This window comes from Natrinema caseinilyticum (assembly GCF_024227435.1).
Taxonomy (GTDB): Archaea; Halobacteriota; Halobacteria; order Halobacteriales; family Natrialbaceae; genus Natrinema; species Natrinema caseinilyticum.
This window is the reverse complement of sequence record NZ_CP100445.1, coordinates 1,119,311-1,141,827: the sequence shown is the minus strand read 5'-3', so window position 1 is coordinate 1,141,827 and position 22,517 is coordinate 1,119,311. Positions and strand designations below refer to the sequence as shown.

Annotated in this window: 17 protein-coding genes; 7 read left to right on the top strand and 10 right to left on the bottom strand. The window is 64.7% G+C overall.

Features of this window, described 5'->3' with window-relative positions; all coding sequences use genetic code 11:
- Positions 1-33: 33 nt before the first annotated feature.
- The 4 genes from NJT13_RS05460 to NJT13_RS05445 form a co-directional block, all read right to left on the bottom strand.
- Positions 34-414 carry a PaaI family thioesterase gene (locus tag NJT13_RS05460; protein ID WP_254524520.1) on the bottom strand — a complete coding sequence of 127 codons (381 nt, stop codon included), beginning with the start codon at positions 412-414 and terminating at the stop codon, positions 34-36.
- A gap of 199 nt (positions 415-613) precedes the next feature.
- Positions 614-1,594, bottom strand: coding sequence for a 4-demethylwyosine synthase TYW1 (gene twy1 / locus NJT13_RS05455; protein ID WP_254524519.1), 981 nt, complete (start codon positions 1,592-1,594; stop codon positions 614-616).
- Between the two features lie 165 nt (positions 1,595-1,759).
- On the bottom strand, positions 1,760-2,938 hold the full coding sequence (locus NJT13_RS05450) for an enolase C-terminal domain-like protein (protein ID WP_254524518.1): 1,179 nt from the start codon (positions 2,936-2,938) through the stop codon (positions 1,760-1,762).
- A 350-nt stretch (positions 2,939-3,288) separates the two neighbouring features.
- Positions 3,289-3,624, bottom strand: a complete 336-nt coding sequence (locus NJT13_RS05445) for a hypothetical protein (RefSeq protein ID WP_254524517.1) — start codon at positions 3,622-3,624, stop codon at positions 3,289-3,291.
- A gap of 285 nt (positions 3,625-3,909) precedes the next feature.
- On the opposite strand from NJT13_RS05445, the gene NJT13_RS05440 reads away from it, so the two are divergent.
- Complete coding sequence (locus NJT13_RS05440) at positions 3,910-4,260, top strand: hypothetical protein (protein WP_254524516.1); 351 nt, start codon at positions 3,910-3,912, stop codon at positions 4,258-4,260.
- A gap of 79 nt (positions 4,261-4,339) precedes the next feature.
- On the opposite strand, the gene NJT13_RS05435 is transcribed toward NJT13_RS05440, so the two are convergent.
- The 4 genes from NJT13_RS05435 to glpK form a co-directional block, all read right to left on the bottom strand.
- On the bottom strand, positions 4,340-5,674 hold the full coding sequence (locus tag NJT13_RS05435; protein ID WP_254524515.1) for a metallophosphoesterase: 1,335 nt from the start codon (positions 5,672-5,674) through the stop codon (positions 4,340-4,342).
- 245 nt (positions 5,675-5,919) lie between these two features.
- Positions 5,920-6,603: an HAD-IIB family hydrolase gene (locus NJT13_RS05430; protein WP_254524514.1), complete on the bottom strand. Its 684-nt coding sequence runs from the start codon at positions 6,601-6,603 to the stop codon at positions 5,920-5,922.
- Between the two features lie 311 nt (positions 6,604-6,914).
- Positions 6,915-7,988, bottom strand: coding sequence for a DUF7973 family transport facilitator (locus NJT13_RS05425; protein ID WP_254524513.1), 1,074 nt, complete (start codon positions 7,986-7,988; stop codon positions 6,915-6,917).
- Positions 7,989-7,991: 3 nt separating this feature from the next.
- On the bottom strand, positions 7,992-9,533 hold the full coding sequence (gene glpK, locus NJT13_RS05420; RefSeq protein WP_254524512.1) for a glycerol kinase GlpK: 1,542 nt from the start codon (positions 9,531-9,533) through the stop codon (positions 7,992-7,994).
- Between the two features lie 310 nt (positions 9,534-9,843).
- Between glpK and glpA the strand changes: the two genes are divergently transcribed.
- The 5 genes from glpA to NJT13_RS05395 all read left to right on the top strand — a co-directional run bounded on the left by glpA (position 9,844) and on the right by NJT13_RS05395 (position 17,662).
- On the top strand, positions 9,844-11,553 hold the full coding sequence (gene glpA / locus NJT13_RS05415; RefSeq protein WP_254524511.1) for an anaerobic glycerol-3-phosphate dehydrogenase subunit GlpA: 1,710 nt from the start codon (positions 9,844-9,846) through the stop codon (positions 11,551-11,553).
- Positions 11,554-12,846, top strand: coding sequence for a glycerol-3-phosphate dehydrogenase subunit GlpB (glpB, locus tag NJT13_RS05410; RefSeq protein WP_254524510.1), 1,293 nt, complete (start codon positions 11,554-11,556; stop codon positions 12,844-12,846). It abuts the gene before it with no gap.
- A 40-nt stretch (positions 12,847-12,886) separates the two neighbouring features.
- Entirely contained in the window at positions 12,887-14,338 is a 1,452-nt protein-coding gene (locus tag NJT13_RS05405) for an anaerobic glycerol-3-phosphate dehydrogenase subunit C (RefSeq protein ID WP_254524509.1), read from the top strand.
- Positions 14,338-15,513, top strand: a complete 1,176-nt coding sequence (locus NJT13_RS05400) for a Cdc6/Cdc18 family protein (RefSeq protein WP_254524508.1) — start codon at positions 14,338-14,340, stop codon at positions 15,511-15,513. Before NJT13_RS05405 ends, NJT13_RS05400 begins: the two co-directional genes overlap by 1 nt.
- Before the next feature lie 61 nt (positions 15,514-15,574).
- Positions 15,575-17,662: a hypothetical protein gene (locus NJT13_RS05395; protein WP_254524507.1), complete on the top strand. Its 2,088-nt coding sequence runs from the start codon at positions 15,575-15,577 to the stop codon at positions 17,660-17,662.
- A 70-nt stretch (positions 17,663-17,732) separates the two neighbouring features.
- Here NJT13_RS05395 and NJT13_RS23165 read toward each other — a convergent pair whose 3' ends face one another.
- Complete coding sequence (locus tag NJT13_RS23165) at positions 17,733-17,867, bottom strand: DUF7503 family protein (protein ID WP_256549412.1); 135 nt, start codon at positions 17,865-17,867, stop codon at positions 17,733-17,735.
- Positions 17,868-18,728: 861 nt separating this feature from the next.
- Here NJT13_RS23165 and NJT13_RS05390 point away from each other — a divergent pair.
- Complete coding sequence (locus NJT13_RS05390; RefSeq protein ID WP_254524506.1) at positions 18,729-19,355, top strand: hypothetical protein; 627 nt, start codon at positions 18,729-18,731, stop codon at positions 19,353-19,355.
- Positions 19,356-19,476: 121 nt separating this feature from the next.
- On the opposite strand, the gene NJT13_RS05385 is transcribed toward NJT13_RS05390, so the two are convergent.
- A complete protein-coding gene (locus tag NJT13_RS05385) occupies positions 19,477-22,386 on the bottom strand; it encodes an oligosaccharyl transferase, archaeosortase A system-associated (protein WP_254524505.1) in 2,910 nt (969 codons plus the stop codon).
- Positions 22,387-22,517: the final 131 nt, after the last annotated feature.

The window sequence follows — 22,517 nt, the reverse complement described above, 5'->3', positions numbered from 1 at the left end:
AGGCCCCGCTTGAGCGGATCTGAAGGGGTACCGTCAGGGGGTGAAAATCGAGAACGAACCGGTCGCTCGAGCCACGGTTTCCCCGTCGTGGACGAGCTCCGACTCGAGGTACGCGACGGACCGGCCCTTCCGGAGAAGGGTGGTTTCGCACGTCACGCGGCCGCTCACGACCGGCTTCAGGTAGTTGATTTTGATCTCGATCGTCGCGCACTGCTCGCCGTCGGCCAGTTCGGTGTGTAGCGCTGCCCCCATTCCCGTGTCAGCCATCGTGTAGAGAACGGCTCCGTGGAGCACGTCGTTCGGATTCAGTAACTCGTCGACGACCTCGATTTCGCCGCGACTGTATCCGTCGTCGACCTCCGTAAACTCCAGGCCGATCAGATCCGAGAACACCGTCGGTCTCTCTGCCGTCATCCGTTCGATCCTCGATACCTACCTACTTCAAGTCTCGTGAAAGCGGTCAGTCGGACCGGGGAGGACTCTCGAGTTACGTCGGCGTCGATCCGCGCGACGCGCTCGCGACCGGTCGTCCGGAAGCCGTCCCGGGTTCGGGATTCGGACTCGAGAAAGAGGAGTACACCCGCGGTCGACGATCACGTGGGCCGTGACGGCGTCAGTCGCCGGTGACGGGATCGCGCTTCCAGAACTCGCTTTCCTTTTTCAGTTTCGGAACCCACGTATCGGTCGTCTTCGCGAGCAAGGCGACGCGGGACGCCGGGACGCCTTTCACTTCGGTAAACTCGGGCATGTGTTCCCCCACGGCCTCGGCGAATTCGACGACCTCGTCGTGGTCGGGCATCGCGGAGCGATCGAGCCGACCACGCGAGTGACCGACGTGCATGTAGGCTTTCAGCTCGACGAAATCGGGGTCGGCTTGCTGATAGAAGCCGGCGTACCAGTCGGGGTGGTGCATGTTTTCTCCGTCGACGAGCGTCGTCCGCAAGACGGTGCGCGTGTCGTCTTTGTCTGCGAGCACGTCCATCGTCTCGAGCAGTTTCTCCCAGGCGTCGTCCTCCATCGCGCCGACCACCTGATCGAACGTGTGGCGCTCGGCCGCGTCGACGCTGACGTACAGTTGCGTCGGGTCACACTCCCGGAGAACGTCGGGGCGGGTGCCGTTCGAAACGAGAAATGTGGTGATATCGCGGTCGTGGAAGGCCTCGATGAGTTCGGGCAGGAAGGGATAGAGCGTCGGTTCGCCGTCCAGCGAGATGGCGACGTGTCGCGGTTCCATCGCCTGGTCGAACACTTCGCGGGGAACCTCGTCGTTGCCGCCGTACCCCGAGAGGAGCTTCTTCTGGAGGTCGATCGACGCGTCGACGACGGCTTCCGGGTCGTCCCACTCCACGTCGTCCATCTCGTAGGCGTGGCCGCTGTGATCGCGCCAGCAGAAGACACACCGCTCGTTACACCGGACGACGGGTGTCATCTGAATACAGCGATGGGACTCGATTCCGTAGAAGATGTTCTTGTAACACTTGCCCTCGCCGCGCAGCGCGTTCGCGGTCCAGCCGCAGGTCTGTGCGGCCGTGTGGTTTTCGCTGTGATAATTCGGCGAGTCGACTTGCATCGGCCCGCTGTCGGAATCGCTCATTAGCCCGTTCGTTCGAAAGCCACGGCAATAACAGCCACGTTCATCACTGGATCTGACGGCCGGGGCTCGCTCGCTGTGCCACGGACGAGTGATCGGTCCCGCCTCACTCTGCCGCCGAAGTGAACGCGCGCCCCTTGCTCCCCGTCCGACCGTCGTCTCGTGCGATCAGACGGCTTCGCCCTCGCTCGTCGAATCGATCAGCGTCCGACCGGTTCGCCGAGCCTCGACGTACTCCCAATCTATCTCGACCCCGAGACCCGGCCCGTCGGGAACGGTCACCGTTCCGTCGTCCGAGACGGATTCGACGGCGCCCGCGAACGCCTTCTGATTCATCCAATTTACGTCCCGCGGATGGACGAGCGCGTGCTCGAAGTAGTTCGTATTCCTGATCGCGCTCATGCAGTGCATCGTCGCCGGTCCGCCGAGGTGAAGTTCGACGTCGAGACCGAACGCCTCGGCCGCCCGGGCGATCTTCATCGCGCCGGTGACACCGCCGTCCTGGTGGACGTCCGCACGGACGAGTTCCACCGCCTCGGCCGCCATGTGATCGACCCGTCCGAACGGCCCGCTCCGAACGTGTTCGAGCCCCAGGAGCGGCGTCCGTAATTCCCGCGTCAGATTCTTCGACAGGTTCATGCTCTGGCCCGTCTCCGACATGGGATCTTCGTACCAGTAGAACCCGAACTCGTCGAGGGCGCGACCGACCTCGAGCGTGTCCATGTACGTCTCGTAGTTGCTCGCGGGATCGAGCATCAGATCCATCTCGTCGCCGACCCGCTCGCTGACCGCCCGACAGAGTTCGATATCGGACTCCGGTCGCCCGTCGGGATGCCCGTGGAGCTTGAACGCCGGGTAGCCGCGGTCGAGACACTCCTCGGCGAAGTCCGCGAACGCGTCCGGCGAACTCAGCCCGTCGGGGGCCTCGTCCGCGAAGAACGTCGACGCGTACGCCGGCAGTTCCGACCGATATCCACCGAGAAGCTCGGATACGCTCGCACCGTAGTGCTTCCCCGCGAGGTCCCAGAGCGCGATATCGATCGGTCCGAGCCCCATGTGGTCGCTGTGTCGTAGTCCCCGCCAGATGTCCTGCCAGATCCCTTCGCGCTCGAGCGGATCCCTCCCGACGAGAAACTCCGCGGCCGCCATCTCGATCTGCGTGATCATCGACCGGGCGTAGGTGATGCTCCGATAGGTTCCCTCGAGGCCGTCCGCGGTACGGATCGTCAGAATAAACCCCGGCGTCTCGAGGGTGTTGCCGGGATCGTAGACCTGGTGTCCGTGGCTGTTTCCGACGTCTTCGAGTTCGTACGTGAATTCGTCGATCTGAATTTCGCTTATTTTCATAGTGGACGTGTTCCGTGGTGATCGGTCGCGGTCCGAGAACTGGTTTCGCGGACGCGGTCGTCGCGCGATGGTACCGGTTCAGGATCCGCCTCTCCCTCGAGGACGATAAAGGAGCACTCTCTGTAGCATTTTGCTGCCAACACAATAATCATCACCGGTTATCGCCCGCCGTCTCTCGTACAGATCGGACCCGGTACTGCATTCGATCTCGTTCGGGACGAAACGGACCGCGTCGCACCGCCCCCGCCGTCGGAGACGGGACGGTGTATCGACCGGGGGTGTCGGACGGGAATCGGGTTGTCGCACCTCGGTGCGGGTCGGGAACCCGCGGACCGATCGCTGCCGGTCGCTTACTCCTCGTCGCCGCGCCCGCTCGAGGACTCGCCCGCGGGAGCGTTCGGCAGCGCCGTCGGATCGGCGGGTTCGTCGCCGTGTTTGGCGTCGTCCCGTTCGAACAGGTACAGCGCCGGCCCCGCGAGCACGATCACGAGCAAGCCCGGAATCGGCACGTCCAGCGGGGAGAGATAGATGGCGATCCCACCACCGCACGTGACGGCGACGAACCCCGCCCAGAGGGGCGGTCTCGAGATCTCGAGTCGCTTCGCGTCCCGGTACACGGCACTGCTACAGCCGAGGACGACGGCGAATCCCAGAACTGCGACGGCGACACCCTGCAGCGAGACCATACGTCGTCTTACGCGAACGGCGGCAAAAGGGTTCTGAGACGACGGTCTATGGCGGGCCGGAACGTCGTTTGCGGCCCTCCGGTTGCGATTTCTCCTCTCGCCTTCCGCTCTCGTTCACACCGTTTCCGACTCCGATCAGCCGTCTCACCGTCCGGCTCGGATCAGCCCCCTCCGACTCGCCTTCCAGACTCGGATCTCCCCCTTCCAGACTCGGATCCCCTCGTCACCCGATCGCTCGCGTACGAAAGCCTCGTCCTCTTCCCCGGTCGCACCGTTCGATCGTTCATGCTCGGTGCCTACACGCTCGGCAAGAAAGCGGCCACGTTCGGATACAAACGCTACGGTATCCCGGGGGCGGTCGCCTCCGGTGGGGTAGCGCTGGCGGGATATCTCGTGGTACGGCGAGCGCTCAAATCGTCGACGAGCGCGGCCGACGTCGACTCGGCGATCGACGCCTCGGAGGTCACATCCGCGGTCGAAGAGAAGGGACTGGGTGCCGTAACGGATCCCGAGACGCTGGATCGAGCGATCGACGAGGATGCGGTCGACTCCCCGGTCGACATGGACGACGTCCAGTCGTCCGCCGAGTCCGAGACCGACGAGGTCGCCGACGACTCGAGTGCCGGAGAGCAGTAACGACTCGCGGACCGCGTCGCCCGACCGGAACGGGAGCGAACGCCCAGCGATCAGGTCGTAGTCGGAGCAGCAACCCCGTTCAGTCTTCCTTATCGGGAGCGGATTCGGGTCGCGTGTCGGTGACGACCGATCGCCCCGGGAGTTCGGGATCCGGTTCTCGACCCAACGTGAGAATGCGCTCAGTGAGGGAGATCTCTTCCGGGCTGGGATCAGCCTTCTCGATTTGCTCGTATTCGACCGCCACACCGTCGGAAACGGACGCGATGCGGACGACACAGAGCTGATACGACGGGTAGAACACCGGCGGGAGTATCCCGGCGATAACGTCCCGGCGATGGAGACGCTTGAGCCACGTCCCGGTGTTGACGAGCAATCGCCCCTCGACCTCGATCACCGTCGGGCGATGCGTGTGACCGTAACAGAAAATCGCCGTCTCCGGCCGGTCGGCGAACACCTCGCGAGCGGCGTCCTTGTACGGTTCGTCGGGGTCGACGGTGAGATCCGTCTCGGAAACACCGAACCGATCGACGGTCTCCCCGACGTCGCGGAGGATGAAATAGACGGGAACGGCGACGAGAAGGATCACGCCGGCGACCGCCGCGTTGACGACCAGGACGAAGTGAACGGCCCTCCCGACCAGGCCCAGTTGGTCGAAAACGGCATCCGCTGTCTCGACCGGCATCGTCCAGATGCCAGCCATATCGAGCCCGGCCAGCACCGCGAGCACGACGCTGATGTTGAACAGCAACAGAAACGGGATCACGGCGTACCGAAGCAGGGGGTTCATCTCCCGGTAGAAATACTTCGACAGGAGCCAGTGCGGGACACGCTCGGTCGGCGTGACGGCCTGAACGTCCTTCAGCCAGTTGTACCGCCCGCGGTCGGACAGCTGTCCCGCTCGGCTCGTCACGTGAGTGTTGTAGAAGTACCCGAGCGGTGTCTCGTACGGATTGCCGAAATCCTCGAACCGGTTGTTGGGATCCTGCTGGTGACCGTGTTCGAACCAGATCGTCCGATCGCCGACCGGTCGGATAATCGACTCGGACTGGACGAGGTCGACGTTGTACTCGGCTAATCGACGGACGTACTCGTCGTACGCGGCGAGGTCGTTGTCGTGGTTGCCAGGCAACAGCGTGATCGGGACCGATTCGCCGGTCGCGCGCAACTGTTCGAACAGTTCGGGATACCGTTCCGTCAGGACGTCGAATTTCTCCAGTCCGTCGATCCCGGTGAACTCCCACAGTCCGAACGCGTCGCCGTTGATCAGTAACTCCGCGTCCTCGTCGATCGTCTCGAGTCGCTCGAGAAATTCGAGCAACTCGTCGAGGAAGTCCACCTGTCCCAGTTGCTCGTCGCCACCGATGTGGAGATCGCTGATCACGTAGTAAACCGGGCCGTCGGCGTCGTCGGCCATGTCATCAGTCGTTCGACAGCAACACGTTTAGCGGTGGCGGTGAGGGTGCCAAGCCCCCGTCCTCACGGAGCGAGGCGAAGCCGAGCGAGTAGGGCGGGGTAGTTCACTGGTGATCCCAGCAGTCCGAGAGTCCTCCCGCCCGTCCGATGTATCGGCCACCGGACGCGGTCCGAAGCGGGTCGTCGAATACGGTCACTGGACGTGGCGCTGTCGGAACCGAGGTGACCGGTGCGGGTGCAGACGCCCTACCCCGAGGCGCGAACGCGCTCGAGGACGGCGAGCGTCGCGTCGGCGTGAACGTCAGCTACGACCTCGTCGGCCGCGTCTTTCGCCGCCTCGTCGGCGTTGGCGACGGCGAAACTTCGTCCGACTGCCTCGAACGTCGAGACGTCGTTGATCGAGTCGCCGACGGCGACGCAGTCCGCCAGGTCGATCCCCACGTGATCGGCGATCGTCGCGACGCCGTCGCCCTTGTTCGGATCGGTGTCCTTGACGTGGTAGGCGTACCCGGTGTCGATCACCTCGAGACCGTGCGCCGCGGCGATGTCCCGCAGCGGCTCTACCGGCTGGTCGAGATTGACGGCGATTTCGGTCTCCCGCCAGCGGTTGACGGTGTCTTCGTCCCCCCAGCCCAGGTCGTAGCCGGCCGCGCGATACTCCTCGGTGACGGCCTGTGCGGCGTCCCGGTCGGCGGTGAAGAAGACGTCGTCGCCGGTGTAGACGACGCCGCCGTTTTCGGCCACGACGAGTTCGGGAATCCCGACGAAGTGACAGAGCGCGACGGGGTACGGAAACGCCTTCCCGGTCGCGAGCACCACCGGCGCGTCCCACTCGCGAAGCGGGTCGAACACCCGGGGATCGATTCCCCAGCCTTCCGGGCGAGTCAGCGTGCCGTCGATGTCGAGAACGAGCGGCGGGTCGGCGGCCATACCGTCACTCGAGGGCTCGGCGACCTAAAGGGGTCGGTTCGACGGAATCGAACGATCGGAACAGGACACAGACATCTTGAAAGAGGCATCGATCGACAGTTGTGTCCGATTGAAACTATGTATACGAAAAACGAGGCCGAAAACGTATATACAAAACTGAACCGTCTATCTGTTCGTGAACAGGGAGACGGTTCAATCGGAAGCCGAGTCGGCCGGACCTCACGTCAGTCTCCCGCTTCGCGGTAGCGAGCGAGATATATTCCGTCACGATGCAACCGCGCCGATACTCCAGCGAAGTAGAGGAGGGTCGGTTACAGCGCGAGATAGCCCGCATTCGGCAGGAGGCCGACCAGATAGAGCACGCCGAGAACGAACATGAACGCCGCGATGGCCATCGCGGGCGGATCGACGTGGGTGCCGGAGTGCGAGTAGAACACCCGCTGGCTCACCTCGCCGAGAAGGCCGCTGATCGCCCCGAAGGCGCCGGCGACGAGCAGCGCGGCCGCTTCGCTTCCGATGACCGGCATCGCGATTATCGCGCCCACGGCACCCAGGAGCGTGATGTGGTGGGTGACCGGAATCTTCTCGACGCCGAGGTTGAGAAACAGCAGGCTCATCGCCGAAATCGCATAGCCAAGGAAGATGCTCCCCGTCTCGAGCCAGATGAAGCCGCCGAGGATGCCACCGACGATGCCGATGGCGGTGACGCCGGACCACTTGTACTGGTGTGGGAGCCAGGGCTCGGTCGCCAGCCGACTCGTTTCGGTGCCGCCGTCTGCCGCGACGCGGTTTTCTTCCCGCTCGAACGGCGTCATATCGAGAATGTTCGAGCCGCCCACCTTGCCGACGATCGGGTAGCCGAACACGACTCGAGCGAGGAAGGCCGTGGCCACGACGGAGAGCGCGATGTTGTCAGTGGGGAACCCGAGTCCGCCCATGACCTGCGTGATGAGCATCCCGAGGGCGCCGAAAAGAGCACCGACGGCGAGGATGTCGGGTTTGGTCCCGAACGCGTACCCGATGTTCTTCCCGAAGTGGTAGTCCCAGTCGTCGGGGTCCATGTCGGGATACTTTTGCCCGGCGTAGGCGGTCGCGGCGACACCGCCGGCGAAGGCGATGTGGGGACCGGTAACCATTCCGAATCCGATCGCCCCCGTGATGTCGGTCGCGAGCGCTCCCGACGAGACGGCGTCGGTATCGCCGATTGCTCGCTGGAGAATCCCGATCCCTTCCCCGAGGAAGACGACGAAGCCGGTGAAGATGAACGCGGGCAGGGCGCCGATCGCCGCGCCGAACGCGCCGCCCGCGAGGGCGGCGATCAACAGCAGCACGAACTCTTCGACACCGATGCCGATGACCGGGAGCTGGAGAAGTACCTGCAACATGGATTATTCCTCGCTGTCCCGCGCCCAGTCACGCGATCGGTCGACCGCTTCCGACCAGCGGCTGTATCGACGGTCGGCCGCGTCCGGATCCATCTCCGGCTCGAACTCCGCGTCGACCTGCCAGTTGCTTCGCAACTCGTCCGGGTCGCTCCAGTAGCCGACGGCGAGGCCGGCCGCGTAGGCCGACCCGAGCGCCGTCGTCTCGTCGACGACCGGTCGGACGATGTCCGAACCGATGATGTCGGACTGGAGCTGGCAGAGGAAATTGTTCTTGACGGCCCCGCCGTCGACTTTCAGCGACCGCATCTCGATTCCGGAATCGGCCTCCATCGCCGCCGCGACGTCGCGCGTCTGGTACGCGATCGACTCGAGCGTCGCGCGGACCACGTGCTCTTTTCGAGTGCCGCGGGTCATCCCGACGATCGTGCCGCGCGCGCGCTGATCCCAGTGGGGAGCGCCGAGACCCGTAAACGCGGGGACGACGTAGACGCCGTCCGTCGAGTCGACGCTCCGGGCGAGTTCCGCCGTCTCGGCCGGGTCGTCGATCAACGTCATGTCCTCGAGCCACTCGATCGCCGCGCCGGTGATGAAGATCGAGCCCTCGAGTGCGTACTGGACGTCTTCGCCGGCGCGCTGGAACCCGATGGTCGTCAGGAGGCCGTGATCCGATTCGACGGCCTCGCTGCCGGTGTTCATCAGGAAGAACGAGCCGGTGCCGTAGGTGTTCTTCGCGTCCCCGGCGTCGAAACAGGTCTGGCCGAACAGCGCCGCCTGCTGATCGCCGAGCGCCCCCGCCACCGGTATCTCGGCTTCCAGGAATCCCTCGGGATCGGTCGCGCCGTACGTCGCGTCGTCGCTCGAGGGCCGCACCTCGGGGAGCATCTCCCTGGGGACGTCGAATTCCGCGAGGAGGTCGTCGTCCCACTCGAGGTCGTGGATGTTGTACAGCATCGTCCGCGAGGCGTTCGTGACCTCGGTGACGTGCTCGCCCGTGAGGTTGTATATCAGCCAGGTGTCGATCGTTCCGAACAGGACCTCGCCGTCCTCCGCGCGGTCGCGGATGTCCTGTGGCCGCGAGCGCTCGAGCTTGATCGGATCCGCGTTGTCGAGGAGCCACTCGGCTTTGGTCGCCGAGAAGTACGCGTCCGCCTCGAGACCGGTCTTCGCGCGGATCGTCTCGACTTGCCCGTCGTCCTCGAGTTCCTCGACGCGATCGGTCGTCCGGCGGTCCTGCCAGACGATGGCGTTGTGGACCGGCTTGCCGGAGTCTGCGTCCCACAGCAGCGTCGTTTCCCGCTGGTTGGTCACGCCGATGGCGGCGAGCTGGTCGGGGCTGATGCCCGCCTGTGCCAGCGCCTGCGTGATGACGTCTTTCGTGTTTTCCCAGATCTCCATCGGGTCGTGTTCGACCCAGCCCGGTTCCGGATAGATCTGTTCGTGCTTTTCGTATGCGTTCGCGACGACCTGTCCCCCGTGATCGAACACGATGAAGCGGGTCCCGGTCGTTCCCTGATCTACTGCGCCGACGTAGGTTGTGTCTGTCACTTACTGTCACCCGATTATGATCGCGACGCGACCGTTTACTGACGGTCGCGTGCTACTGGTAAACAATAAGTACGACCATTATAAACGTTATCGAACCTATGTGGATTTTTATATAAATATGATTGAATTGCGGTCCGGAACGGGACCTCTATCCGGCAGTATCCATTGTGTCGGACATTCGGTCATCGTTCCGTCGGTGACTTCGATCTCCGCGCGGCTCGCGACACAACGCAGACTGGACGATTGTTATGCCCGTTCGGCGACCGCCGATAAAATAAAGGTGAGGCTCCCCATAGAGTCCGGTGAAGGAATGGCACGCGATACCGAGGTCCTCGTGCTCGGCGGCGGCTCGACCGGTTGTGGCATCGCCCGCGATCTGGCGATGCGCGGCCTCGAGGTGACGCTCGTCGAGCGAGGCACCCTCACAGACGGGACGACCGGTCGGATGCACGGTCTCCTCCACAGCGGCGGTCGATACGCCGTGTCCGACCAGGCCAGCGCGACGGAGTGTATCGAAGAAAACGAGATCCTCCGAGAGATCGCCGGCCACTGCGTCGAGATGACCGGCGGTCTGTTCGTCCAGCGCCCCGAGGACCCGGACGATTACTTCCGGGAGAAACTCGCGGGCTGCGAGGCGTGCGGGATCCCAGCCCGCGTCCTCTCGGGCGCGCAGGCGCGCGAGATCGAACCCTATCTGGCCGCGGACGTGAAACGGGCGATCGAGGTCCCCGACGGCGCGGTCGATCCGTTCAGGCTCTGCGTCGCGAACGCGATCGACGCCGAATCCCACGGCGCGCGCATCGAGACTCGCGCCGAAGTGATCGACCTCCTGCGCGACGGCGACGACATCTACGGCGTCGAGGTCCGACACGGGTCGGGCCCCGGAACGCGGACGAGCGAGGCGACCGGAACCACCGAGGAGATCACCGCCGAGTACGTGGTCAACGCGACCGGCGCGTGGGCCGGCCGGATCGGGGCGATGGCCGACCTCGAGATCGAGGTCCGGCCCTCCAAAGGCGTGATGACGATCATGAACGTCCGACAGGTCGACACGGTCATCAACCGCTGCCGGCCGAAGGGGGACGCGGACATCGTCGTCCCCCACGAGACGACGGCGATCCTCGGGACGACCGACGAGGAGGTCTCGGATCCGGACGACTACCCCGAAGAGCAGTGGGAAGTGGACCAGATGATCGACACCCTCTCGGAACTCGTCCCGATCCTCGCGGAGGCCAGAACCATCCGCTCGTTCTGGGGCGTGCGCCCGCTGTACGAGCCGCCCGGAACCGGTACCACGGACCCGACCGACATCACGCGGGATTTCTTTCTGCTCGATCACGCCGACCGCGACGGCGTCTCGGGGATGTCGAGTATCGTCGGCGGCAAGTTCACCACCTACCGGGCGATGGCCGAGGAGATCTCGGATCACGTCTGCGAGGCGCTCGGCGTCTCCACGTCCTGTACGACGGCCGACGAACCCCTGCCGGGCAGCGAGAACCTCGCGGTCCTCGAGCGGGGGATGGACGACTTCGGCCTGCGGTCGCCGATCGCCCGCCGGAGCACGCAACGGCTGGGAAGTCGGTCGCGGGAGGTCCTCGAAACCGACGAGCCGAACCCGGTGGTCTGCGAGTGCGAAGGCGTCACGCGCGCGGAGATCCAGGACGCGGTTTCACAGACGGGGGCGGATCTCAACGCGGTTCGCATCCGCACGCGGGCCTCGATGGGCAACTGCCAGGGCGGATTCTGCTGTGGACCGATGGCCAACGAACTTCATCCCACCTCCGACGAGGAGACGGTCCACGACGCGCTCGACGAGCTGTTTCAGGAACGCTGGAAGGGACAGCGCCACGCGCTCTGGGGCGAACAGCTCTCGCAGGCGATGCTCACCTACGCGCTTCACGCGACAACGATGAACCGGGATCGCGATCCGGCGAACGCGACGGCGGAGATCGATTTCGGCGCCTTCGACGACGGCCGCGCCGAGAGCAATCGGATCGACCCCGCCGGGAGGACTCCCTGAATGGCGATCGAAGACGACGTCCTCGTCATCGGCGGCGGACTCGCCGGCGCCACCGCCGCGCTCGCTGCGGCGGACCAGGGCGGTCGGGTCCGACTGGTGTCAGCCAAACAGAGCACGCTCCGACACGCCAGCGGCCTCATCGACGTGCTGGGATACACGCCGTCGGGAGAGGGTCCGCTCTCGGATCCGTTCGCGGCGATTCCCGATCTTCCGCGGGGTCACCCGTACGAGCGGGTAGGGCCGGACGCGGTCCACGAGGCCCTCGATTTCTTCGATGCGATCGCTGGCGACGCCTACGCGGGAGCGGGGACGGAGTCGAACGCGCTGGTGATGACGTTCGGCGGCACCGTCAAGCCGACCGCGAGGTACCCGACCGCGACCGCGGCCGGACTCGCGAGCGACGACCGCGACGCGCTTCTCGTCGGCTTCGAGACGCTGCCGGATTTCGACGCCCCGCTTTCGGCGGCCCACCTCGAGTCCGCCGGCGTCCCCTTCGCGGTCCGGGGGGTCACCGTCCGGTTCCCCGGCCTCGCCCGCGACGACGCGAAGCTCACGCGGTACGCACACCTGCTCGACCGCGACGAACGGGTGAGCGCGGCGGGCGGGTCAGGCGCGCGCGAGGCGCTGGCCGCGACGGTCGAACCGCACGTCGCGGGCGCGTCTCGCGTCGGTTTCCCGGCGGTCCTCGGCGACGAACGCGCGGACGAGGTGAGAGCCGACCTCGCGGACCGACTCGGCGCCGAGGTCTTCGAGGTCCCGATGGGGCCCCCGAGCCTGCCCGGAGTGCGACTCGAGGAACTGCTCTACGACGCGCTCTCCGACGCCGGCGTCCGGGTGACGACCGGCGTGCCGGTGGTCGACTACGAACCCGACGCCGAGGGAGCCGGACGGATCGATCGCGTCGTCGTCGATCGCAACGGAACCGACGTTCCCCACCGCGCCGACCAGTACGTACTCGCGACGGGCGGACTGGTCGGCAAGGGCGTCCGGTCGGATCGCGAACGGGTGTTCGAACCGATCTTCGATTGCCACGTCCCGCACCCGGCGGACCGCTACGACTGGTTCGTCGACGACGCCTTCGGCGACCAGCCGTACGCGAAGTTCGGCCTGCCGGTCGATCGCGACCTCCGCCCGCTCGACGCGACCGGCGACCCGGAATTTGCGAACCTGCGCGCGGCGGGTGCGATCGTGGGCGGCTACGACTTCGCGGCCGAGAAATCCGGGGCCGGCGTCTCGCTCGCGACGGGCTCCGTCGCCGGTCGCGGCGCCGGCGCGGAGGTGAACGACCGATGAGCGACTCGAGCGACGGAACGCGACTGAACCAGGTGATACGATGAGTGACGCAGAACGGCCGACAGAGGGCGGTACAGGCGACGATTTCGAACCGATTCAGGTCTTTCCGGAGGCCGAGGAGATGGACCTCCGCCCGGGCGCGGACAACTGCTACAAGTGCTCGACCTGCGACACCAACTGCCCCGTCGCCGAGGTCGACGACGAGTTCCCGGGACCGAAGTTCCAGGGGCCAGAGCAGTGGCGGCTCAAACGCCAGGACGACCACGACGTCGACGACTCGGTGATGAAGTGCTCGAACTGCATGCGCTGCGATAGCGCCTGTCCGTCCGACGTCCCGCTCTCGCAGATGCACAACACCGCCCGCGGGGAGTACGTCGACGAACGGATGGACACGTTCTCCAGGGAGTACGTTCGAAACCGCATCCTGGCGAACTACCGGCGACTCGCGCCGCTCGGCTCGATGTTCCCCCGGACGACGAACTTCGTGATGGGCCTGTCCGCGACGCAGTGGCTCGGCGAAAAACTGCTCGGGATCACGAGCGAGCGGGAGTTCCCCTCGTTCGCGACCGAGACGTTCCGCGAGTGGTGGGACAAGCGAGGTGGCGCCGCCGCCTCGAGAAAACGAGCGCAGGAGGCGCGAGAAAGGCGAGGTGGCGACGCCACCTCGAAACTGCGAGCGGAGGACCCGCGAGCACGGCGGGACCAGGATTCGAGCGCATCCCGCGGTGGCACATCGGACCGAACCGAACCGAAGCGGATCGCCTACTTCCACGGCTGCTACTCGAACTACAACACGCCCGAGGTGGCGAAGTCGCTGGTCCGGGTCTACGAACACTTCGGCTACGAGATCGTGGTTCCCGACCAGCACTGTTCGGGAACCCCGATGTTCGCGAACGGGATGATAGACGACGCCCGGCGCTCGGCCGAGACCAACGTCCGCGAACTCGCCGCGGCGCTCGAGGACGGCGCGGACATCGTCGCCTCCTGTAGTTCGTGTTCGATGTCGCTCCGCCAGGAGTATCCGGAACTGTTCGACCTCGCGGGAATCGAGGACGTCGCCGCGAACACCTGGGACGCCGTCGAGTACCTCCGGGTCCACGAGGACCTGGAGGCCGAACTCGAGGGGTCGACCGTCGAGGACGATCTGTCCTTTGCCTACCACGCGCCCTGTCACGCCAGGAATCAGGGTCTCGACGGTCAGACGATCGAACTGCTCTCGCGCATCGACGGCGTCGAGGCCCACGACGTCGGCGACTCCTGTTCGGGGATTTCCGGCACGTATGGCTGGAAGGCCGAGAATTACGACACATCCATGAAAATCGGCGCGGAAATGTTCGAGCACATGGCCGACGCGAACGCCGACACCGGACTCACGGAGTGTCCGACCTGCTCGATGCAGATGGAACACGGAACCGGCTACGAGATAACGCACACCCTCGAGGTTCTCGACGCGGCGCTCGTCGGGACGGAAACGGAGGGTCGCACGCAGTAATGGACCTCGGGGAGCGCATCGCTCGACGGCGGTCCGCCCGGCAGAACGGACGCGTCATCGTCGACCGGGACTACCTCAGCCCGGTCGTCCATCGGCCGGAACCGGTCGGACGCGGCCCCGTCCTCGAGCAGTTACTGGACGCGCTCGAACCCGTCTTCGACGGCGAGTTGCCCCCGCCAGTCGCCGTCGTTGGCCCGCCCGGGTCGGGGACGTCCGCCATCGTGACCGCGCTGTTCGACGCGTTGAACGACCAGTTCGGCGGCTCGAACCGGGCGATCGGCACGACGACGCGCGCCGGAAGCGCCGACCCGGTGACGTGGTTCGTCGTCGTCGACGGCCGGCAGGTCGAGAGCCCGTTCGCCTTCTACCGGGCCGTTCTCGACGGGATCTCGAGCGATCGAATCCCCGAAAGCGGTGTCGGCACCGAGGAACTCCGCGAGCGCCTGTGTGATAGGCTCGCCCGCCCGGACCGGCGCGCGGTCGTCGCGATCGACCACCACGACGAACCCGAGACGCTCGGTGCTGATCGCATCCGGGAGTTGCTCGAGCCGGTCGCCGACAGCGTCGCCACCGTCACCGTCGGGCAACGCGAACCGGCCGATCAGCAGGGGCCGACCGTCACCGTTCCGGCCTACCGCGACCACGAACTCGTCGACGTGATCACAGACCGCGCGTCGAACGGACTCGCGGCCGGCGCGCTCGATCACGGCGACGTCAGGGACCTCGCCGCGTGGGCCGACGGAAACGCCCACGACGCGCTCGCGGCGCTGTTCGGAGCCGCGATCCTCGCGACCGAGGACGGCGCGGATCGGATCGAACCCGTCCACCTCGAGGCGGCCCGGGCCGACGTCCCCGCCGACGGCGTCCACGTCGGACGGCCGCTCGCGTTGCCCGAGACTCGCCAGCGGGTGCTGGTCACGCTCAGCGGCATCGACGCCGCGGACCGACCGATTCGCGAGATCGCGGCCGAAATCGCGGATCGATCGTCGCTCACCGCCGGGACGGTCAAGCGCTTCCTGTACGAACTCGCGGACGAAGGCATCATCGAGCGGGTACCGCTACCGACGGACGGAACCGGTGGTCGCCAGCCGAGCACGGTCGAACCCCGGTTTCCGACGATCGCGTTCCGATCGCTTACGGCGACGGCTGTCACCGACGGCGATGGGGGAACCTAACCGTTTGATACAATACTTTTTGAGCATGCGCCCGAATGGTTTCGCCACCAGCGGGTGACATATGACGATCGCGTTCACGGAAACAACCGACCCGACCGGGATCGAGGTGTACGATTCGATCGAGCAACGCCGTCTGCAAATCGGAGCGTCCGGGACGGTATCGTTCGATTCCATCGATCCGGAGCAGTTTTGCTTCCCGGTCGACCGAACCTGCCGGCTCGAGACCGACGCCCTCTCGTTCAGTCAGTTGTATTCGGTCACCGTCCACGACGAGACCGGGCGAACGGAAGCGAACTTCGACGCCGGCGAAACGACCCGGCTCGAGGATCGGCCCCAGTTCGTCGGTCTGAGCGGCCCGATCAAACTCTACTGTCGAATCGACGCGGCCGGAACGATCGACATCGGCCTGACGTCGATCCAGATCAGTACCGATCGGGAGACGGCGATCGAACTCGGCGCGCGGTCACCGCACGACCAGCCGGTGGGGACGATAACCACGCCCCCCGATATCGAGTCCGTCATGGAGGCCGTCGCCGCGCTCCCGTCGGCGCTGAAAACGGACACGGCAGAGCGGACGTGGCCGACCCTGCGGGGCCATCCGCCGTTGATCGAACTCGGCGATCGCTTCGACGTTCCGGACGCCGTCGACCTCCCCGACGGCGACATCGCGCTCACCGTTCCGCCGGAGTTCTCGTCGCTCTACCAGGCCGCGCCGCTCGCGTTCTTCCTGGGGGCGACGATCCGTCCGGGGAGCGAGCCGCTGCTCGAGACGCCGCAGTTCGACCACTCGCTCTCGACCGACCGGCCGTTCGAAGACGAGATCGCGACCCTCCTGAAGCGATTCTTCTTGCTCGACTGTCTCACTCGGACGGAGGGAGTCTTCCAGTACGAACTCATCGAACGGACCGCACTGGAAGACGACTTGCCGTTCGATCTCGCGGAGACGTACGACCTGTCGCTCCCTCGGCGCCTCGAACGGTACCTCGAGGTCCCGTTCGAAACGATCGAGCCGTACATCCCGCGATGGCCGCTGACCGCCCACGTTCCGTCGACGCCGGAGAGCGCCACGCTCCTTCCGTTCATCGTCAACGAACTCGGAATCGTCCGCGACACGAGCGGTCGACCGCCGGAAACGCCCCCGCAACCGGCGACCGCGAGTTCGGGTCTGGTCCGCTCGACGTCGACCGTCCGCTCGACGACGGTTCGGTCCACCTCGTCGCTGCAAGACGAGTCGGCGTTCGTCGTCCCGTCGGTGACGGACGAATCCGTCGAACACGCCTGGTTCGGCGACGCCATCCCACAACAGGCCTCGAAGGCGACGCTCGAGGCGTATCAGAACCAGCTCGATCACAGGGAGCCCGAGGAGTCGATCGAGATCTTGCTCGTCTGTAACGACGCCCGCATGATCGGCGAACACGACCTCCTCGACGAAACCTACGGCAACCGAGACCTGTTGCCGTTCGAAATCCACTCCGAGTTCGGCATCGATACGACCCGGCTCGCCACCCTGCTCTCCGACGGCGGCTACGACTTCTTCCACTACATCGGCCACGCGACCGAAGACGGGATCCGCTGTTCCGACGACGACCTCGACGTCCGCACCCTCGAGTCGGTCGACCTCGGCGTCTTCTTTCTCAACGCGTGTCGCTCCTACGAACAGGGGCTCGCACTCACCCGCCGCGGCGCCTTCGGCGGCGTCAGCACGTACGCCGACGTCATCAACGAAAACGCCGTGACGGCCGGCCAGACGATGGCCAGACTGCTCAACCGCGGCTTCCCACTGCGGGGCGCACTCGAGATCGCCCGCACGAACGCGGGGCTCAGCGATCAGTATCTCATCGTCGGCGACGGGTCGACGGATATCGCCCAGACGGACGGCGGTGCCCCCGCGATCATCGAACTCGAGCGAACCGACGACGAAATCGACTTCGCGCTGCGGTCGTATTCGACGAAAGAATTCAAACTCGGTACCGCGACCGAATCGACCCTTCACACGGTGAACGATCGTCATCTCAGCCCGGGGCGGACACCGTCTTCGGAGGTTACCCGGGAGTCGCTCGACGAGTATTTCACGTGGACGGAACTGCCGTTCGTCGTCGACGGCGAATTGCACTGGAACGACGGAATCGGTCCTGTGACGCTTTCCTGAGTGCGTCGCCAGTTCGAGAAATAGCGCTCGTTGCCAAGCCGTTCGGTGACGGTGCGAAAGCTGTCGAGTGTTATGGTCCGATCTGCGACGACGTTCCCGCGACTGCCGTGCCGGCCTGACTGAGCAGGACGAACAGGGTGAACAGGGCGCCGATCATTCGTGGGTGCTTTGCGAGGTAGTCTTGCATGCTGTCTTTCGCGGACATTACACTCCAATGGTTGTCGCCTGTGGTAATAAATTTTTCTAATACTTACCTATATGAATTATTATAAATCAAGGAGAAAGCGGACCGGAGTGCCGGCCGGGGCGCTGATCGGCCGACTCGACGTTACCGACCGGGACCGTCGGACCGGGTGTTGCCGACCGACGGTCCCGCCACGTTGCCGGGTTCCGTCGTGAGACCGACCGATTCGCGCGCGGAATCGTCGGTCGCCGACCGCGAACGGCTACCCGATACCGACGACGATGACCGACCGTGCGTCTCCGGTCATCGCGGTGCGTCTCCGACCCATCATCGGAGATTCTCGTGCGCGCGGGCGAACGCCGGGGACTCCCTCGCTGCGAGTCCTCGTTCGCGTCGGCCTGAACGTACCTCGGGCAATTACTTTAGGTTATTCATCGTTCTCACGATGTATCGTCTCCGGGTTCCGTGTCGTCTGTACCGACCAGCGGCCGTCCCGGATCCGACTCTCGTTCGAACGCTCCGATCGCCGACCGGTCTCACGCGGAGAGACGAAGGGCGATACCGTCGCTTCGATCCCGACCCTCTTTCGGCGGACCGCTTCCCGTCACTCGTGACGGTCTCCCTCTCGCGTCACGCAAGCCCTGCGTGCGCTCGCACGCGGTACGCGAACGTATACCGTGTCATCGGCGAGGGCGAACGGTACTAAATGATGGTAACATGAACAGACGTGTGCGAAAAATCAACTCGCGTTCGAAATCCCCTATCAGGCAGTCCGATTGGTTATTGCGCTCTCGATTTCATGAAGTAAGTCTCAACTCGAAGAAACTGACACTCAGTTATTTATTATCGATTAACATTACCGACCTCGTAGGGGAATATCAGATGGGGAATCACGAGCCGACGCGAGTAACGGCGGAGACGACTGAATCGGTCCCGACGACGGACGACGGTGAGATCGAAGCTCTCATCGAGGACGTCTCTGGCCCTGCACACTCCGATACCGGACTCTACTACATGCGCATTCACTTCGACGGGCCGCGGACGCGACTCCAGGACAAGAAACACCTCGTCGACGAACTCGCTCGGTCCGAGGCGCAAACGAGCGTCGACGTCCGCCTGGATCACGTCCACTCGCGGATGGACACCTTCGCCGCGTACGTCGACGCGCTCGAGGCGTTCATCGACGAGGAAGGGACGGCTCAGCAACTCCTCGCGGAACTGCGGGCAGACCTCGAGTCGGTCCGCGCGGACCTCGAGGCGGCCGCCGAGGAGCGCGACGACCTGGCGCGTCGCGTCGCCGACCTGGAAACGTCGGTCCCGTCCGCGGACGCGGTGGAGTCCAAGTTCTCCGCCCTCGAGCGCGCGCTCGAGACCGAAGCTCGGGAACGCCGCGCGGAGACCGACGACCTCGAGTCCGAACTCGCGCGCGTCGAATCCGAAATCGACGACCAGCAGGAGTGGCGCCGACGCCTCTCGAGCGCGCTGGTCAGTTCCGAGTGCGCCGATTGAGAATCGAACAGGCTCCGGCAATTCGGTCCCGGCGGGAGCCTCCCTGTACTCGTGGTCGAAGCGCGATCGCGGCCGCCGTTCGACTCGAAACCGGTACGAGAAAACGAGAACGGCTATCGACTCAGTTCGCCGGTTCCGCCGCGATCGCTGCGAGCGCGGCCGCGGTCTCGTTTGCCGTCCCGTCGTCCGACGAGTTCGTGTTGCCCGAATCGCTATCGTCGCCGGTCTCGTTCCCGTCCGTTTCGTTGCCGTCCGTCACGTTGTTCGGGGGCGACTCGACTTGCTCGAGGGCGACGTCCACCGACTCACCTTCGACCACTGCGGTCTCGGGGACGGCCGTCTGGCCGCTGTAGTAGGTCGGACTCGCGCCGCCGGTCTCGAGGACGGTGGCGGTGTAGTTACCGGTCGCCTCGACGCCGCTGTCCGTGTAGCCGTCGTCGACGCCGAGTTCGTCGTTCGTCGCGTACGGGACCGTCACCTCGAACGTGCCATCCTCCGCTATGTCCGCTTGCTGTCTGTAGGTGAACTTGCGGCCCGTATTGGTCTCGAGTTCGACCGCGACCACGGCCGTCGCGTTGTCGGTATCAATCTCGTTCGCGCCGTCGACGCCCCCCGTGATCGTCGCACCGTCGACACGCTCGAACGTCTTCACCGACGAGACGACGTGCGAGTCCCACATCGGCGTTCCGAGGCCCTGGTAGACCTGGTTGTCATTGCGCGCCTGCGCGAGTCCGTTCGCAATCGCCGCCGTCTGATTGTCCCAGCCAGACCCACGAAGTTGCAGCGAGTAGTGGGGCTGCACCTGCTGTCTCACGGCCATACTACCGACGATCGCGTACTTATCGTTCTCGTGGACCAACCGGTAGTGTTCCATCCCGGTCGCATCCTCGAGGTACAGGGACGAGATCATCGTGTCGTCGTAGTTCTCGTTCGGTGCCGGGAGCGGTTGCGTCTGGTTCTCTCCGACCTGGAACTGCTCGTTCCCGTAGTAGTGGCTGTAATTTGGTCCGGTCCATCGCGTGATCGGACTGAACTTCTGTGCGGCCATCGCGTTGTCGATCATCACGTACCGCATCTCCTCTTGCTCGTCCGAATCGTTGCCCGATACCGCCTGGCGGAGTTCTTCGGTCGATCGATCGACGACGGGTTCGCCTTCGGCGATTCCCTCGAGGATCAATTCCGCGCGCTCTTCGGACTGGGCGGTCAGATACGCGGAGGACGAACGGGCATTCTGCTGGAACGGATTCGAATGGGGAATCCGCTCGCCTTGCGTCGTTATCAGGTGGCCGTAGTCCCACCACGACATCACGCCGTAGGCGCCCTCGGGATACTCGTAGTTGCCATCACCGGGCGTGTAGGTCCCGTAGTAGTCGAGCTGACCTCCGTTGTCCGCACCGCCATAGGTTCCCGGCGTGGGCGTGTTCTCTTTTAGCCAGTGGTTCGACTCCTCCCACAGCATCGCATCGGACTGCGGGCCGGTCCGTTCCGCTTGCTCCCAGGCGGTCGCCTGGGCCAATGGCGGGAGCAGCGGCGCGAAGAGGAGTAGTACGACGAGGAAGATCACTATCACCTGGTAGGTCTCGACGGACCGAAGGGTTTCGACCCCGCTCTCGAGGTCGAGGCTAAAGAGCTGGACGATTTCGGAGATGAACGCCGCGTTGACGATCGCGACCGCGAGCACGAGGTAGTACATGAACCGCACCTGCGTCGCGGCCATGCTGATCAGGAACAGCGACCAGACGATCACGAGGGTGTGTTCGGCACGGAAGTCTCGGCCCAGGAGGGGACGGATCGCGAGGAACGCGAGGCCGGCGAGCATCGTGTAGAACGCGCTGCCGAATTCGATGAAGACGCGGTTGAAGAAGTCGTCCGGCGGCTGGGCCTCGACGATAGTGAGCGTTCCGGTGCTGGGATTCAGGGGGAGCAAGCGGCTCGTGAGGTTCCCGACAAACGTATTATAGAGTCCGGGGAGGGCGAGCCACATGACGAGTAAGACAGCGACGATGATGCCGGCGATAGCTGCGGGGTAGTAGCGGCGTTCTATGTCCCGGTTGTTCCACTCGCGAGCGAGCCAAGCCATGAATATACAGCCTGCTGCCACAAGGAGGGCAGAAAGCGGTTGAAGGAATCCAAAACTCGTCGTACCTGTACTCCCGGGCTGCTCAATCAGCAGGGTCGTTAGTATCGCCGTGATCCCGAGGCTCACAGAGCCAACGAAGGCAATATGGTCCGGTGAGACTCCTCGGATGTAGTCGAGACAAAGTTGTACCGCAAAGTAAACTCCGAAAATACCGATTAGTAAAACCCCAGCCGGCCAAACCCAAATATACAGCGTGAGGGCAAGCCCGGCGAGTGCGCTGTAGATGGCCGGTGTACGGAGGGCATCCCAGTCGCGATCAGAGACCAGTTCGTAGATCGGCTTCTCGCGTTCGCCGACCGTGACGGCAACCATCATCGCGACGACGGCGATGGCCATAAACAACACTTCGCCAGTGTGGTGGTCGAGCTGGCCCACAGTTGACCGTGCGAGGAACTGCCCCTTCGCGAGCGCGAGGACGATGACGGAGACGAGTCCGCCGAGCGTGCCGCCGAGACGGCGACCCGCGTAGAAGACGGGAACCGCGACGAGCGCAGCCATGACCGGAATGGAGAGCAGCGAGATCGTGTACAGGGTTTGCTGTGATGGATCGCCGAGGCCGACGATCATCGCCACTGTGACGATGAGCTGGTCGTACAGCGTTCCGAACTGGCCGACGTAGTTGCCGGTCGGGAATCCCGTCCAGACCTCGTAGGGCATCGTGTGCGGATAATTCTCCGCCGTCCAGTTGATCGTCCGCCAGTGGTACCACGAGTCGACGCCCGCGAGCGCGGGCGCGCCGTCGTCGGTGACGAACCGGTCGTACGACTGGGTGCGTACCCAGATCATAAACAGCACCACGACTCCGAGTACGGGGAGGTGATACCAGTCCCGCCACGACTCGAGGACGGATGTCGCGGTTCCCTCCTCGACGTGTTCGGTATCTGTACTCATTAGCAAGTACCAACTCCAAGCGAAGAATAAGCCTTGTCATCTATTCGTGGTTCTCTCGTGCTCTGAAGGACGAGAAAAAGCCGGGTACGTCCGATAATGGATACCGTCGGGGTTTTTGTGTCGCTATGCGA